This window comes from Mesorhizobium shonense (assembly GCF_040545255.1).
Taxonomy (GTDB): domain Bacteria; phylum Pseudomonadota; class Alphaproteobacteria; order Rhizobiales; family Rhizobiaceae; genus Mesorhizobium; species Mesorhizobium shonense.
In genome coordinates this window covers 271,240-285,999 of record NZ_JBEPLM010000007.1, presented here as the reverse complement: position 1 = coordinate 285,999, position 14,760 = coordinate 271,240, and the positions used below count along the sequence as shown (strand labels likewise).

Annotated in this window: 15 protein-coding genes and 1 pseudogene; 6 read left to right on the top strand and 10 right to left on the bottom strand. The window is 56.5% G+C overall.

What is annotated here, in order from left to right; all coding sequences use genetic code 11:
- Window positions 1-77 precede the first annotated feature (77 nt).
- A complete protein-coding gene (locus ABID26_RS20110; protein WP_354416116.1) occupies window positions 78-1,001 on the top strand; it encodes a nucleotidyltransferase and HEPN domain-containing protein in 924 nt (307 codons plus the stop codon).
- 1,147 nt (window positions 1,002-2,148) lie between these two features.
- On the opposite strand, the gene ABID26_RS20105 is transcribed toward ABID26_RS20110, so the two are convergent.
- From ABID26_RS20105 to ABID26_RS20065, 9 genes are all read right to left on the bottom strand, one after another.
- Entirely contained in the window at window positions 2,149-3,717 is a 1,569-nt protein-coding gene (locus ABID26_RS20105) for a GDSL-type esterase/lipase family protein (RefSeq protein WP_354416114.1), read from the bottom strand.
- 692 nt (window positions 3,718-4,409) lie between these two features.
- Complete coding sequence (locus tag ABID26_RS20100; protein ID WP_354416112.1) at window positions 4,410-4,913, bottom strand: SHOCT domain-containing protein; 504 nt, start codon at window positions 4,911-4,913, stop codon at window positions 4,410-4,412.
- A 12-nt stretch (window positions 4,914-4,925) separates the two neighbouring features.
- Window positions 4,926-5,234 (bottom strand): hypothetical protein, encoded by a 309-nt coding sequence (locus ABID26_RS20095; RefSeq protein WP_354416111.1) that lies wholly within the window; start codon window positions 5,232-5,234, stop codon window positions 4,926-4,928.
- A complete protein-coding gene (locus ABID26_RS20090; RefSeq protein ID WP_354416109.1) occupies window positions 5,231-5,578 on the bottom strand; it encodes a hypothetical protein in 348 nt (115 codons plus the stop codon). The genes ABID26_RS20095 and ABID26_RS20090 overlap by 4 nt, the downstream gene beginning before the upstream one ends.
- A gap of 65 nt (window positions 5,579-5,643) precedes the next feature.
- Window positions 5,644-5,838 carry a hypothetical protein gene (locus ABID26_RS20085; protein ID WP_354416107.1) on the bottom strand — a complete coding sequence of 65 codons (195 nt, stop codon included), beginning with the start codon at window positions 5,836-5,838 and terminating at the stop codon, window positions 5,644-5,646.
- Window positions 5,835-6,251, bottom strand: coding sequence for a TM2 domain-containing protein (locus ABID26_RS20080; protein ID WP_354416105.1), 417 nt, complete (start codon window positions 6,249-6,251; stop codon window positions 5,835-5,837). Before ABID26_RS20080 ends, ABID26_RS20085 begins: the two co-directional genes overlap by 4 nt.
- A 17-nt stretch (window positions 6,252-6,268) precedes the next feature.
- Window positions 6,269-6,505, bottom strand: a complete 237-nt coding sequence (locus ABID26_RS20075) for a hypothetical protein (RefSeq protein ID WP_354416103.1) — start codon at window positions 6,503-6,505, stop codon at window positions 6,269-6,271.
- Window positions 6,506-6,517: 12 nt separating this feature from the next.
- The gene (locus ABID26_RS20070) at window positions 6,518-6,826 is read right to left on the bottom strand and encodes a hypothetical protein (protein ID WP_354416101.1); all 309 of its coding nucleotides are present in this window, start codon (window positions 6,824-6,826) and stop codon (window positions 6,518-6,520) included.
- A 59-nt stretch (window positions 6,827-6,885) separates the two neighbouring features.
- Window positions 6,886-7,386 (bottom strand): hypothetical protein, encoded by a 501-nt coding sequence (locus tag ABID26_RS20065; RefSeq protein ID WP_354416100.1) that lies wholly within the window; start codon window positions 7,384-7,386, stop codon window positions 6,886-6,888.
- 859 nt (window positions 7,387-8,245) lie between these two features.
- On the opposite strand from ABID26_RS20065, the gene ABID26_RS20060 reads away from it, so the two are divergent.
- From ABID26_RS20060 to ABID26_RS20045, 4 genes are all read left to right on the top strand, one after another.
- On the top strand, window positions 8,246-8,584 hold the full coding sequence (locus ABID26_RS20060) for a hypothetical protein (RefSeq protein ID WP_354416099.1): 339 nt from the start codon (window positions 8,246-8,248) through the stop codon (window positions 8,582-8,584).
- 10 nt (window positions 8,585-8,594) lie between these two features.
- A complete protein-coding gene (hxsB, locus tag ABID26_RS20055) occupies window positions 8,595-10,034 on the top strand; it encodes a His-Xaa-Ser system radical SAM maturase HxsB (protein WP_354416098.1) in 1,440 nt (479 codons plus the stop codon).
- A 163-nt stretch (window positions 10,035-10,197) separates the two neighbouring features.
- On the top strand, window positions 10,198-11,196 hold the full coding sequence (hxsC, locus tag ABID26_RS20050; RefSeq protein WP_354416097.1) for a His-Xaa-Ser system radical SAM maturase HxsC: 999 nt from the start codon (window positions 10,198-10,200) through the stop codon (window positions 11,194-11,196).
- 157 nt (window positions 11,197-11,353) lie between these two features.
- A complete protein-coding gene (locus ABID26_RS20045; protein WP_354416096.1) occupies window positions 11,354-13,261 on the top strand; it encodes a DUF262 domain-containing protein in 1,908 nt (635 codons plus the stop codon).
- A gap of 24 nt (window positions 13,262-13,285) precedes the next feature.
- Here ABID26_RS20045 and ABID26_RS20040 read toward each other — a convergent pair whose 3' ends face one another.
- Entirely contained in the window at window positions 13,286-13,510 is a 225-nt protein-coding gene (locus ABID26_RS20040) for a hypothetical protein (protein WP_354416095.1), read from the bottom strand.
- 588 nt (window positions 13,511-14,098) lie between these two features.
- On the opposite strand from ABID26_RS20040, the pseudogene ABID26_RS20035 reads away from it, so the two are divergent.
- Window positions 14,099-14,425, top strand: a pseudogene (locus tag ABID26_RS20035) (transposase); the annotation flags it as partial.
- Window positions 14,426-14,760: the final 335 nt, after the last annotated feature.

Here is a 14,760-nt window from a genome sequence, read left to right as displayed (position 1 = left end):
TTGGACAAGCGGGGCACTATGAGGATTCGCGGCCTAATCTCGGCTATGCATTAGTAGTGGACGATCGGCCTTTGTTTATGAAATCCAGCATCGATCATCTGCCCCCGCCGAAGCAGCGTGAGCTGACCAGGACGGTGGAGGTGCTGCTTGAGGAATTCGACGACGCGCTAAAGGGCGCAACGGCCGATTTCAAGAAGCGCGGACGCATTCTGAAGATCATCCTCTTCGGGTCCTATGCCCGCGGTGGCTGGGTCGACGAGCCGCATACCAAGAAGGGTTACCGCTCCGATTTCGATCTCCTGGTGGTGGTCAACAACCGCAAACTGACGGATTTCGCCGGCTACTGGCAGGCAGCAGCCGACCGGTTGATGCGAGAGATCGACACTCCGGTGAGTTTCATCGTGCACTCACGCCGCGAGGTGAACACCGCGCTGCGCGAAGGTCAGTATTTCTTTGTCGATATCCGCCGCGATGGGATCGTCCTTTATGAGCTCGATCAGGAGCCGCTTGCCGCCCCGGTCATCGCAAGGCCTGCCGACGTCGCGAGGGTGGCGCGCGAGCACTTCGAGGACAGGCTGCCGCAGGCACGAGTGTTTGCGAAGACGGTTCAATTTCTTATTGGAGAGGGGAATTATAAAGAAGCGGCTTTCCTCCTTCACCAATCCATTGAGCAGGCCTATGCAGCCTTGCTGCTGATCTTGACGAACTACAGCCCTGCATCTCACAATATAAAATTCCTGCGCAGCCTTGCCGAGGACCAGGCTCAGCAACTCGCCGAGGTATGGCCCCGCGATCACCAGCGCTTCGTTGCATGGTTCAACGTCATCAACGAAGCCTATGTGAAGGCCCGCTACTCTCGCCATTTCGAGATCACCCCGGAAGCGCTTCAGTGGCTTGCGGATCGCGTCTCCGACCTCATCGAGCGAATTGAAGCAGTCTGCCGCGCGCGGCTTGAGAAGCTGAAAAACGAGGCGAGCACTGCAGCCCAGCGCCCTGTTTGAGAGCAACATATGCGTTAATTACAGACTGCCTTTTATGCGACTTTAGAAGCACAAAAAGCGAACATTGAAGGGGCGTCGTGTGTTTTTGACGTCAATAGGCCTGCCCATTCCGTCAGTTCCGGTGATATTAGCAATGGCTGGAACGGGGCCGATTCTGGTCAGGCAGCTTTCAAGGACCGTCCTGCGAGAGCAGATTCTTAGATCGGCTGGTGTGATGTCTGGGTCTGACCCGTTCCAGTCATTCTTGCCAGACCGATGAACGACCGCATTTCGCCGCATGTCAGTCATTTCGCTACCAAAAGCGGTCATCGTCCTGCTGACCCAGTAAGTGAGTTTGCGCCATGAACGTCCTTCAAAGCTTCCGATTAGTTGGTTGCTTGCAGGCGACCCCGTGCCGGTCGCACTGTTCGACATGAAAGTTCGAATCTCTTGCGGCGCGCCATTCTTCCACCACGCCAGAACAAACTGAGAACCGCAGAGCGGCCTTGCGCCTCACGGTGGCCATTGAAGGATAGCTTGCCCAAGAGCGGACAATCCGGCGACTGCGCTGGAGATCGCGGTTGCGCCATAAGCCTGCGTTCTGCCGTGGGCGACCGAAAGGGCGCTCTGACCAGATCCGGGACATTGCCTTGTTCACTAACGGCTGTCGTCCTGGCCTTCGAGAGGCGGGTAGCTCCCATCGATCCTAGTTTGGCGACAATCTCGATCTCACTAGGCCGCCAGGGGTGATTGCAGATTTTCAGCCAACCCATTGAACTTGAGCCGCCACCCCCCCATCGCGTGCCGCAGCTCCGAGCTGACTGGTTGCTGCCGAGCAGCCGGCGGACGGTCGCACCTCCTGGCCTTGTGCCTCACGACGTAGGACGCCGCTCAGACGGCTCCAAGGACGTTTCCCCACTCCATTGTGATCAGGTTGTGCCGCAAGCGTCAGGTGCGCTCTGGTGAGTTCATTCGGCTGAAACCAGAACCTGACGGATCAAGGGCTTCCTTGGACCAGGATGTTCGACAAAGCGCTGCCTTTGACAGACAGGCGTTGCATCTCTGCGGGCCTGCAGCTGCAGCACTGAAGCCAACATGCTGGTTCGTTCGTCGTAAATTCAGCCGAGGGACATCACACCAGTTGTGAGTCCGGAACTAGTAGTGCCCTTTACTCCGCGGCCGTTGGAACATCAGATTTCGGAAGGACCTTGCGCATTTCGGCCGCAAGAATATTAGCGTAAATCGCGGTGCCCCGCTCATTAGGATGCATCGTGCCTTTGAAGTCACCCTGGAAATCGCATGAATCCTCAGCCGAGCGAAAGTAGGACTGTTTGCCTGTGCAATAACCGTGCTTCGAGAAGCTCTCGGTGAGCCCGGAGACGAAACGCCAGCCGAATTGCCGGGCAGAGTCCGCCACCTGCGCGTTCAGGCGCTTGCCTAGCGCGGTGATTGCCCTAGCATCGGTTCTCGAAACTTTCGCAACGCCCGTATTCTTAAATATTCCACAACCTTCTGTCGGTCTTCCGGCACGATTGTTGAACAAGGCGTTAGGATACTCGCTGATGAAGATCGTCTTGACATTCAATTTTCTGACTACACGCGCTAGGGCGGGGTAGTCATTGTCGCCGAGGAGCCTGAGCCCGCTGTTGAATGATTTGTTGGCCTCTCTGATGCTGTTCCTTTTGAAATCCTTCGTCAGCCACTCCAACACATTAGAAAAGCCGACGTCGTTTCCTCCCGCGGTGATCAGTAGAACGTCGACAGGATATTCGTTCAAAAGCTCGCCGGCGTAAGTAACCTGATCAATAATGTCGTTCTTACGATTGCCTGAATAGACTGTAGCTCCAGATTGTCCCAATGAAATGAAGTGAACGTAAGGCCACTCCTTTAGAAGGTCCTTGGCCGCCAACGCCGGACCTGACTGGAGGGAACGGTGATAGTCATCATCGAGCCATCGTGGCTTTTTCGACATCTCCGGTTTCTTGTCGCGGGCATACATGACAACGGTATCGTCCTCACAGTCGCGCTGGCCCAAGAGATTGAAGTTGTCATCTTCTGACTTGCCGCGCACATCAGGGTTGCCTTCGCCCGAAGCGAAAGAGTCGCCGACCGACACGATCAGCGGCACCTTCCCTGGCATGCCGAACTCCCTGCTGCGCGACTCAATCACCGTTCCTTTTTCGTCGAGCGCTTCAAAATGAATTGAAAATCGCTCATTGACTCCGGCTCCAGCCGCAGTTCGCAGCGGCACGTCAAAGCTCACTTGGCAGGCGTTGTCAGGTGCCAACGCGGCCTTCGGCAGCTGAAGAGGAATGCAGCCGCTTCCATCTGGCTCGCGCGAAAGATGCCTTAGATCTCTGCGAACCGTCTGGATGTTAGTTGACCGGTTTAGAAGCGAATGCTTCCCCCGCAATGTCCAAACGAAGGAGGCAGCCCCCGGTGCCAGGCGCACTTCGCGTGGCTGGCAACTCTTGCCGTCAACTCTCGACGTCGTGCGGATCTGCGCTTTTGGCAAGGAATTGCACACGCTGGCTTTGATCGGCCGCGACTTAGGCTCCGTTATCGCGCTTTGGATAAAGGAGTTTTTGTAGACATGCTTCGCTGAATCATAGCCGATGGCAAAGTCATTAACGTATTCGAATTTCAACCTGAGCGAATTCAGCTCGGCCGCATACGTTTCTGTATTCCAGGCGGGAGCAGTAGCAACAACACCGCAAAGTGCAATTGCTGCCGGCAAGCTTGAAAGCTTTCTCCTAACCCTCCCCATTTCATTTCTCCTTCGATGAAAAGAGGAGACGCCTTCGTCGCGTAATGCTACTTTAGCCGTGCACAATGGTCAACTTCACCAGGAAGAGCGGCTTCTCACCGATGCGTGACCAATGCAACAGCAGCGCCGTGCTGTCCAACTTGCCGCTAGACGTCGTTCTTGAGGCGCACTTCGTCGGACCGCCGACGGTCCGTTGGACCCCGATTTATGATCGGGGTCCCACAACAGCGCCAATTCCCAGACGAACGGGATACCGTTCCTCTTAGGTTGGTCGACATGCTGGATTATTCGGTCGATCTCTTGGTAGCTGAGATGGTCAGCTACTCCGTTGATCATTTTCTGTAGGGTCCTTCTGGAAAAGATCAGCATCCCGAAGGCGTCAGTTCGTGTTTCTGAAGCCCGCCGCGATCCAGGCGAGTAACGTCAATACCACTGCGCCGGCAAACGGCGCTCCCAGCACCAATTCGGCCGTTTCAATTCGGGGCCGGGCAGCTAAATAGAGCCCGGTCTTGCACCAGGGACTTGTACCGGTAAGATCGAACCCGAGCAGGCAAGGCACGTTGTCCCGCCAACTCCAAAAGGCGATCCACGCTAGTGACAATGCCAGCCACAATCGGAAGAGCCCTCGGTTAAGCCGCATGCGAGATTTTCCGGAGCAGACGCTAGATCCGCGCAAGTATCTCTGCCTTTTTCGCTTTGAACTCTTCCTCGGTCAGAACGCCGGCATCACGCAACTGCCCTAGCCTTGAAAGAAGATCGGCCGGGCTATCGATCGGGGCGGACTTCGGCCGATCAATTGTAGGACCATGCCTAAGTGCCTCCAGCTTTTGGTAGAGATCGTCGAAAACGTCCTTCGCTTCGAACGTTTTGAACGCCAGATCATCGTGAGAGGTGTGCAGCCGAAGCACGCGATAGCCCAAGCGTGAGAGTGTCTCGACCGAGGTAATTTTCGAAAGCGGTATCGTTTCGAAGACCTCGCCCAGAAAGCCTTTTCTGTAGAAGCAGGCGCGCTCATTGGTCAGAACAAACTGACCGTTGCGTTGCGTATTGCGGCCAGATCCCATCATTTCGCCGATCCAGCCTTCCAGGTGAGCCTTGATAGCTTCTCCCGGCTTCAACTTGTTTTCGCGGAAGCCAATAACATGCGCATTGTCTTTGCCTTTCATTTCCAACCCTCTTTAAGCTTTTTCCGATAGTGCCGCTCTTGCTCCCCTAGAGGCTTGATCGTCGGCAAAGGCAGCAAAGTAAATCGAAAGGACCGTCAGTGGCTGTCTCATATCCTGGATGGCGTGACACAACCTGAAAAAATAGTCCCTGCTTTCGGGGTCCGGGGGCGTGCCGTCGAGAATGCTGATGGCCAGGTCTTTCAGGAATTGCCGGTATTCGTCTTTTTCAAATTCCTCGTCCTTGTACGCGAGAAAATTGAGATTCATCTCGATCGAGCCGTCGAAGAAGGGGCGAGCCGATCGGATACTTTCGTCCTTCATGATCTGATGCAAACGAATACAGAACCTAGGCCGACGAGCTCCGCCTCCGATGCAAGATAGTCGAACACCGCAGGGTAGGTTTCGACGATGCGCTGGCGCGCAAGGCGTTCAGGTCGCTTTGCTTGCTCCATTTGCTCGGCGTGTCTCGCCCTTTGCTCTTGATCCGTCCGTTTCATCGCGTTCACAGTGATGAAGGCCGCACCAACCGCTAAGAAGCCGGTGATCAGGGTTTGATACCTCTCCAACCTCCCCGCTGAGTGGCCAACGTCCATCCAGACCATCCCGGCGAGAAACCCCATCGTCGTGGCGACGACCGCGATAAACCACACCTCATTTCGTTCCACGCCGACAACGCCTCCCGGCAAAAACTCGCTCTTGTATGGACGGACACCAGCGAGTTGGGGGTATCTTATGGGACGAGCAACCGAGCCAAAACCTGCTTCACCGTGCGGCCGGCTTTACCAAGAGGGATCTCATCCACCTCAATGACCATCGGAACGCCGGCTTCGGATGCTGCTTCCCACGCGATCGACAGTTCCATTGCCAATCTTATGACCTTTAGGGCCGCTTCTTTTTGGAGATCATCGTTCGTCGTGGCAGTCATCCCCTAGGCTCACGGGCCGCCTGCGCCGCCAGCCGCTCACGATCGCGCTTCGACCACTTGCTCGTGTCGAGCATCGAAACCTGCGCACCTGAGGCAATCAAAATGTCCATGCCGAGTTGTTTGCGAACATTGCTCTTGTGTCGCTGGATGATGCCGGGGATCAGAAACCCATCGGCCAGAACCCAGATAGCAAGCACGATCAGCAGGAAAGCGCCGACGCCGATAAAGATGGTCATCCACCCGAAGATGAACATCACCAATTGGGCGATCGCAGAACCTGTTCGGGCCAGATAGAACCGGTGAGCGCCAAGGGTGCCTAAAAAGAACCACAACAAATAGGCGACGCCGGCCGACTTGGCTTCATTCGTGACGCGCTGCTCGATAAGTATCTGCTCTTGGGTCGATAAGCTCACGATCGCCATTCCCTGTGTTAGGCCGCCGCCCCCTGTCGCCGATTCTTGAGCACTTCCATCGCTTCCGCATGGCGTTCGGTAGCCGCTCTAATGGCCTGCAACTGCCGTAGAGCCGACCCCAGTGCGACACTGAGAACTCCCATGCCGAACAAGACAGCGCCAAGAATCTGATGAATTGCAGAGACGGCAGCGCCGTAGGCCATGATGCCCGATAGAATTTGCAGCGCGCCGAGGATTATGATGATCAACCCCATCCGGCCGTTCCGCTAATATTTAAACGCTGGTGTTGAGCCTGCTGCGCCGACTTCCATGTCGATGCAGCCATCAAGGATCGAGTATGATCCGCCACCGCCAACCCTGGCTACTTCGTCGCAGTAGCTTCGGGTTTTTTGAGGCAGCGAGGTCCATTCTGCCTTCCGCTTATTGTAAGCTTGCTGTTCCATATCGATGCAGCCGTTGTAAATCACATCGGATCCGCCGCTGATATCTGAGACCTGGCGGCAATACCCATCGACGTCATAGCGCGGCATCTGTTGCGCTGATGCGCTGCTTACAGCCAAGAAACCAGCGATCAAGAATCCGGCTCGTCGTTTCACAATCATGGTCCGCTCAGCGAAGTCTCACCTACTGAAAGCTATACAGATGACGGAATGACACCTGCGGCCTTCAAGCGGGCGCCGAGCTTGGCACGCGTCGCGCAGGCGGCCTTATCCCCGGCAGCGCATTTCTTGTTTGCGTCCGACCAATCCAACAAGGCCGTGTTGATCCAACTGCCTGGGGCCCTCGCTATGCCGTAGGGCGTCGGCGAAGCGCCAGCAGCGACGGCCGCCGTCGCAGCAGCACCTTGGCCGTGAGGTGCTCGCTTCCAGCCGTTGATGATCAGGCAATTCTTCATGTACTGATCTTCGGCAATCGCATTGCCGAGGGCATTACCAATGCCGGCGCCAGCCACAAGGCCAGGAGATCCGATAGCAATATAGCCTTGGTCTACAGATCCCTTTTGCATTTCGCATTGAGCATGGGCAACGTCGAAACTCGGTCCATAACCTATCTGAACATAGTCTGCTTGATTGCCAGTCTGACAACCGCATAGCGCGGCCGTGGCGCAAAGTGCCCACAAAGCCCTTATTCTCATACCCCCAGCCCTCCCACAGCTTAGGGTTAAGCATCTCTTAAAGCGAATATTTCTGCAAGGGGTTCAGCAATTCTAGGTAAATGGCGCCAGCCAACATAAAGCTGATCCAAAGTGCGCCGAAGTGCGCACATTTATCTCGCAGCGCTGCCGGCCGGCCCCGCCTGCATTCAATGATGGCTTGAAGGCCTGCAATTTCGGCTCACCGTCGCTCAAAAAGATTTGCTGCTGTCTATGCCGAAGGCTGCTCGATCGGATTGAGGCACAGGAAGTATCACGCAGAGACCAGAGGCTGTTGGGATCCCAAGTGGTCTTCGCTTTCTCGTGGGCTTCTGAGTAGCCGTCTGGCGAGCGGGATTGAGCGCCATTTTTCGCAACAGTCCTCTGATGGACTGCCGCAAGGTGGCCACCGTGACGTCGGAGGCGATTTCCGCGATAGGACCCAAAAATTCGGTGAGCAACTAGCTTTGCTCTGAGCGCCGAAAGTCGTCGGGCAATACAGTATTGTGTCGGAACATTAGTGAACGCTTAAGCATTTCTCCACAATCGGTACTTGCTCGGGTTGGCTTGCTTTGCTAATGAATCGGATGCAAACGGGGGTTTGGATAATGTCAAAGCGCAGTTTTCTGTCACCAATGGCCTTGTCGGCCACGATGGTTCTTGGCGGCCAAGTGCAGGCCGCAGTGCTTGTCGAATCGGCAAATCAGCCTTCGACCAAGCTGGCTGAGGCTGGGACCGCTCCCGCAGACCTCGGCTACGGTGAGGTGCTCGATCGCTCAACCGGTACGGACATAATTTTGGCCTATCACAGCAGCCATGCGAGCCACGCTAGTCACGGGTCTCACTGCTCTGGCTACAGCTATTGCTGATGGCGGACACTCCTCGCGATAGCGAGCTCGTCCGGACTGCCCAGGCCAAGTTTGATCTGTCTGTCTTCGGCCTCGATTGTGTGAAGCGCGCAGCGTACCGGGTAACCGGCAACGCTGCCGTCGAGATCACTATCGAAGGCGGCTTCGCAGTCTGCACGATTAACTTCAGCAAGGCGGTCGGGCGAGCTTCGGCCGACGCAGCGATAGAGAGGCTGCAGCTCGAGGTCTTGGATCAAGACCTTCGGGGCACTATCGCCGCCGAGACAGCGTCCGTTAGGAACGCGGTATTGGCGTTGGCCTTCTCCCGATCGGGCCTGCAGTCCGATGACTAGGTTTGCTCCGGTGAGCGACTTTCGCCGACCAGTGGACGACACGTACCAGCTGGCTTACTTCCGTTTTTCGCCACTGGATGACGAACGGTATGTCCTGACGAACCAAGCCGGTGAATATCTAGTACTGCCGCGCGCTGTGCTGGCTTCCTTTGTCAAGCACGAACTCCCAAGCACCCATCCAGCATACTCTCGTCTTCGCAGCCGACAATTTCTGTTCGATGCCTCGTCAAATTTGGGGCGAGACCTGCTGGCGCTCAAGGTTCGCACCAAGACAAAGAGGCTCGAGAACTTCACCTCGCTCCACATAATGGTCGTATCCCTCAGGTGCGAGCATTCCTGCCCGTACTGTCAGGTTTCTCGTCAAAGCGAAGATCGCTCGGCCTTCGACATGTCGGAGGAGACTGCCGAGAAGGCATTGGCGCTTATTTTTCAATCTCCAAGCCCGGCGATAAAGATCGAGTTTCAAGGCGGCGAACCCCTCCTAAACTTCCCTTTGATCCAGCATGTCGTGCGCCGAGCAGAGGAGATCAATCACACAGCCGGGCGATCATTGCAGTTCGTCATCACGACCAACCTCGCCGTCGTGACGGACGAAATGCTAGAGTTTTGCCGCCAGCACAGCATCCTGATCTCCACATCGCTAGATGGCCCGGCTGCTCTTCACAACGCCAACCGCCCCCGCCCCGGAAAAAACAGCTACGAGTTGGCCGTCGCAGGCATTCACAAGGCTAGAAACGTCCTCGGCCATGAGCGCGTCAGCGCGTTGATGACCACTACGAAGGCCAGCCTCTCGCAAGTCCGCACGATCATCGACGAATACGTTAGCTTGCAGTTCCCCGGGATTTTCCTTCGACCGCTTTCTCCATACGGTTTCGCCGTCAAGACGAAGTTCTATGCCGCTTACGACGTGGACCGCTGGCTGGATTTCTATTTCGAAGGGCTGAACTACATCCTTGAGCTCAATCGGAATGGAATTCCGTTCAAAGAGTTTTACGCGGCGACCATCCTCACGAAGATGCTGACGCCATTCGAGCCGGGATACGTGGACCTTATGAGCCCAGCTGGCATCGGTATCTCAGCCGTTGTCTACAACTACGACGCCAGCGTGTATGCCTCTGACGAGGCTCGGATGCTAGCTGAAATGGGCGACAAAACGTTCCTGCTCGGGAATGTTCATGAAAACACCTATTCGGAGATCTTTGGGGCAGATGCTCTGCTGGATCCGATCGAGCAATCGTTCGCGGGTTCGGTCCCAATGTGTTCTGAGTGCGCCTACGAGCCGTTTTGTGGTTCCGACCCGGTGTTCCACACCGCAACGCATAGCGACTTCGTTGGTCTCAAGACCCGCTCCGGCTTCTGCAATCGTAACATGTCGATCTTCAAAAGACTGATTGCGCTCATGGAAAGCGACGTTGCTATTCGTGAGCTGTTTCTGAGCTGGGCGAACTAAGATGCTACGCTTGAGCGGATTTGCCTCGTCAGCCAACATCGAACCGTCCGCCCCTCGATCGGCACTCCGGCTTGTGACCTCACCAGCGGGTCGGGCACCGAATCCAGACCATGACGCCTGTCTCTTCCGGGGTGACAAGTCTGCTCCTGACTGCCGATGGGTCGTGACCTTTGAAGAGCATCAGGCCGAGGCTGAGGAGATCTTCTCAAACCGACAGCTGATCGTTCTGCCCGATTACTTTTCCTACCTCTGCGAAGGGGATGTTATCCGTTTTGCACCGGATCGAAAGGCGGTGCGCGTCCTCTTTCGAAAGGAGGCTAACGCGAACTATTTCCTTGTGACCGAGCGGTGCAACCACCTCTGCTTGATGTGCTCTCAGCCGCCGAAAGATGTTGATGATCGCTGGCTAGCGCGAGAAATCATAGATGTGCTGCCGCTGCTGCCCGCGACGACACCGTTTCTCGGCATCACCGGCGGAGAGCCAACGCTAGTCGGCGACGACTTTTTCGAGATTTTGTCTTGTGCCCGCGACCACCTGCCCTCCACACCAATCCACATTCTTTCAAACGGCCGGACATTCAAGGACAGGGCCTTCGCGCAGCGATATCAAGCGATTGGGCATCGCCGCCTTTCGATAGGCATACCGATCTATTCCGCGGACCCGGAGGTCCACGACTATGTGGTTCAATCCAAGGGCGCGTTCGATGAGACAATTCGTGGGATCATGAACCTGAAGGCCGTTGGGGCTGAAGTTGAGATACGGGTTGTGGTTCACAAGCAGACATATGATGGGCTCGGCGATCTGTCCGATTTCATTTTCAGAAACCTGACCTTCGTCGATCACGTGACGTTCATGGGGCTTGAGATCACCGGCTTCACAAGGGCGAACATGGATAAGCTCTGGATGGACCCGTACGACTACCGGAGCGAGCTGCGCGAGGCAGTGCAATATTTGGCTGCGGCTAGGATCAATGTTTCAGTCTACAACCATCAGCTCTGCCTGCTCGACGAATCAATTCGCAAGTATGCAAAACGATCGATCAGCGATTGGAAGAATGAATACGCAGGCGAGTGCAAAAACTGCTCCCAGCGCAACGAATGCGGAGGGTTTTTCTCGTCCAGCAATCTCGCGCGAAGCTCTCACGTTGCAGCATTCGAATGAGTTGAATGCGATGTCGGAGCCGCCCGAAGCGGCTCATCGAGAGCCGAGATCTGCAGGCGCGAACTGGACGATGGGAAAGTTTTGGGAATCGGATAGCGCGGTTTGAAAAGCGAATTCCTTCGGGATACGTTCCGCTCAAACGCGGGGGGGCGAATACATGGATGCGAATGCTGTTTCTCTACTGGCGATCTTCGAGCGCAAGATGCGGGCCGAGATCCCTTTGTTTCAGCGGCAGTATGTCTGGAGCCAGGAGCAGCAGTGGGAACCGCTTTGGGAGGACATTTCCCGCAAATTCATGGAAAGCATCGAAGGCCGGCAGGACGCTCCGGTCCATTTCCTCGGCGCCATGGTCCTCGATCAGAAGCAGACGCCCGTTACCCACGTTGAGAAGCGCCAGGTGATTGACGGTCAGCAACGGTTGACGACGTTCCAACTCTTCCTGGCCGCCTTCCGAGATTTCTGTCGCGAGAACGAGTGCATCGAACTCGCGATGGAGTGTGAGGGCTTCACCGAAAACAAAGGAATGCTGGCGGATCCTGCGGTGGACAGGTTCAAGGTCTGGCCAACACTGGTGGACCGTGAGCAGTTCGCGAACGTGCTGTTATCGGGTTCGCGGGCGGAGTTGGAGCGCCGACACCCTATCGTCTGGCGCAAGTATGCTCGAAAGCCCGAACCTCGACCTCGCATGGTCCAAGCCTACCTGTTCTTCCACGATCAGCTGCGCGAGTTTTTCATCGGCTCCGCCGAGGAGCCACCTATCGGCACCGACTTCCCGCTGTCGACTCGCCTTCTCGACTGTTTCCAGGCGCTCAAAAACCTCCTTCGGGTTGTAACAATCGATCTGCAGCAAGGTGACGACGCGCAGGTCATCTTCGAAACACTGAACGCCCGCGGTGAGCCCCTTCTCCCGGCAGATCTGCTTCGAAACTACATCTTCCTGCGCGCTGCCCGCGCAGGCCACGATCAGGAGAACCTATATCATACATACTGGCAGCCTTTCGACGACGAGTTCTGGCGGGTTGAGGTCAAGCAGGGTCGTCTGATCCGTCCGCGAAGCGACCTCTTCATGCAGCATTTCCTTGCGAGTCAGCTCGAGGAGGACATTCCGGTCAAACACCTTTTCGTAGAGTACCGGAATTGGATCGAACGCCGCCGTCCCTTCCAGAATGTAGAAGAGGAACTACAGACCCTCGCGCGCCATGGCAGGAACTTCCGCCGCATTCTCGAACCGACGCCAGGCGATACGGTCTATCATCTCGCCGTATTCCTCGAAGCCTTCGATATCCGCACGGCCTATCCGCTTCTGTTGTTGATGATGGATAGCGACATTTCGCCGATGGAGTGGGGTGCGATTACGGAAGTTCTGGAGTCGTATCTCCTTCGACGCTCGGTTTGCGGATACAACACTAAGAACTACAATCGAGTTTTCCTGCAGCTGACGAAGAACCTGCGCCGGAACGGCGTTACCTCGGCAAGCCTCATCCAACAACTGGCGCAACAGACGGGTGAATCTGCCGTTTGGCCTAGCGACACCGCCTTCCGGGATGCTTGGATGCGTCATCCGGCTTACGACTTGGGCAATGCAAAGCTGGTCCACATCCTAGGACGGATCAATCTCTCCTTCGCGAACGGGTGGAACGAACCGCTGGTCTTTCAGCAGCAGCCCTCGATCGAGCACCTCATGCCGCAGAAATGGATAGACAACTGGCCGCTATGGGATGGCTCTCAGGGAATGGAGTTCTTGGAAGCGCTACAAGCTCCCGATGGGGATGCAAGGGCTGCCGCGACGGAACGGCGGAACCGTATGGTTCAGACTTTCGGAAATCTGACGATACTGATGCAGGGCCTCAACTCTTCCCAATCGAATCTCGGCTGGATGGAGAAGCGCCCCGTTATGATGGCTAACTCGCTCCTGCCGATCAATCAGGGCTTGAACGCTGTTCAGGAATGGGACGAGGACGCCATCGAAACGAGAGGAGCGGACCTTTATATGAGAGCGGCCCGGATATGGTCCGATCCCGCAACCTTTGCCGCTCGTCTGAGAGGCGCACAGGCTGCCGAGTGATCGGGAGATCGCCGAGATGGCCCATCAAAGGGGCGTCCGCGTGGCGTCGTAATGGTGCGCCAGAGTGTAGCAATGCATGCCGCCGACGATGACTATCTCTCCCTCGTGATCGGCGATGACGGGCGGAGACACGCGCAGCCCGTGGACCCAGCGATAGTCGATCTCGATGCTCTTCGATTTGAACCGTCTGTGCCACGTGTCTTCGTCCTTGCTCGCCTGGTAGGTCAGCCTGGGATTGATGTGCGCCACGTCGGCCTCGATAAGCGCGAAGTCGCTGGCGGAATTACTCGCCCCGTGCCGACGAATGGTGGGCCGGGCCGGTCGAGTTTGAGCGCCTCGCCGATGATCACGCGGCGCCGTTGTCGTATCCCACGAACGGCCTCATTCACTTCACGGTCGAAACCGGTGGCGCTTCTCGTTCGCACGACGATGACCAGCACCGTTTCTTCTGCGGCTCGAAATCGCCTGTCGTTCCGTCGATCACGCGGACCGAATCCTCGCGCAAATCATGAATGCGTCGCGCGAACGGCTTCGATCGTCCGCGTGCGCGATGTCCATCACGCCGGGCCGTCGAAGGGCGTTATCTCCCCAGTCGTTTCGTCCCCTGTCTCCGGCTCCGAACAGCTCTTCCTTTCGGCAGACCTCACCGAGCGGCTTCGTGATTTCGTCGCGGCCTGAACCCCAACCCGCTGAACCGCCAGGTGCGCAACCCGAGCAGCCTCGACGGATTGGGATCAGCTCACCGACCTTAGGGGGTCAATATTGCACGCCAATAAGGGGTCAATCTTCAACGCCGTTTGACACCGTACAGTCGAGTGGGAGGGGGAGAGGTGATCAATGAGTGACATCGCCTCCGCCGCAGACTTGATCAAGGATTTGCCGGAGGGAGCCAGGCTGCTCGCCGACAAGGGCTATGATGCCAAGGCCTTGCGCAATGCCGTCATCGAGAAAAAGGCATGGGCCAACATCCCGCCCAAGGCCAACCGGAGGGATCCTGTGTGCTTCCTATACAAGGCCCGGAACCTCGTCGAACGCTTCTTCAACAAGGCCAAGCAGTTCCGCCGCATCGCAACTCGGTATGACGAGCTGGCAGAAAACTACCTCACTGCCCTCAAACTCGTCTCCGTCCGTATCTGGCTACGCAGTAATGAGTCTACATCCTAATCAGTCGAGCCGGGTCGACGGCCAACAGACGTGGAAGTGGCCGACATAATAGGTTTCGTACAACCACTGCAGATCGGCCTCGTACTCTCCGATCGCGACATCCATCCGGCTATCGGCCGACGCTTCAGGTTCTTGGCGAACTGCGCCAGCGTGTAGGACAGCGTGCGGAGACGGGGCGCGGAACGCTTTTCGCCCCACTTCCGCAAGTAATCTGGAGGGAAGACCGGCGGCAGCGCTTTGACCGCTGCGGCTACATTTTCAACATGCCCCATGTGTCTCCCAAAGCTTTTGGGAGCATAACACAGTCAGCGGCGAAGCTAGCGCAAGTCGCGTTC

Bases quoted from the DNA above. Each gene is read 5' to 3' on its own strand.
- ABID26_RS20075 (WP_354416103.1), bottom strand. From the start codon at position 6,505: ATGGGGTTGATCATCATAATCCTCGGCGCGCTGCAAATTCTATCGGGC.
- ABID26_RS20110 (WP_354416116.1), top strand. From the start codon at position 78: ATGAAATCCAGCATCGATCATCTGCCCCCGCCGAAGCAGCGTGAGCTG.
- ABID26_RS20095 (WP_354416111.1), bottom strand. From the start codon at position 5,234: ATGAAGGACGAAAGTATCCGATCGGCTCGCCCCTTCTTCGACGGCTCG.
- ABID26_RS20065 (WP_354416100.1), bottom strand. From the start codon at position 7,386: ATGAGAATAAGGGCTTTGTGGGCACTTTGCGCCACGGCCGCGCTATGC.
- ABID26_RS20085 (WP_354416107.1), bottom strand. From the start codon at position 5,838: ATGACTGCCACGACGAACGATGATCTCCAAAAAGAAGCGGCCCTAAAG.
- ABID26_RS20045 (WP_354416096.1), top strand. From the start codon at position 11,354: ATGGATGCGAATGCTGTTTCTCTACTGGCGATCTTCGAGCGCAAGATG.
- ABID26_RS20100 (WP_354416112.1), bottom strand. From the start codon at position 4,913: ATGAAAGGCAAAGACAATGCGCATGTTATTGGCTTCCGCGAAAACAAG.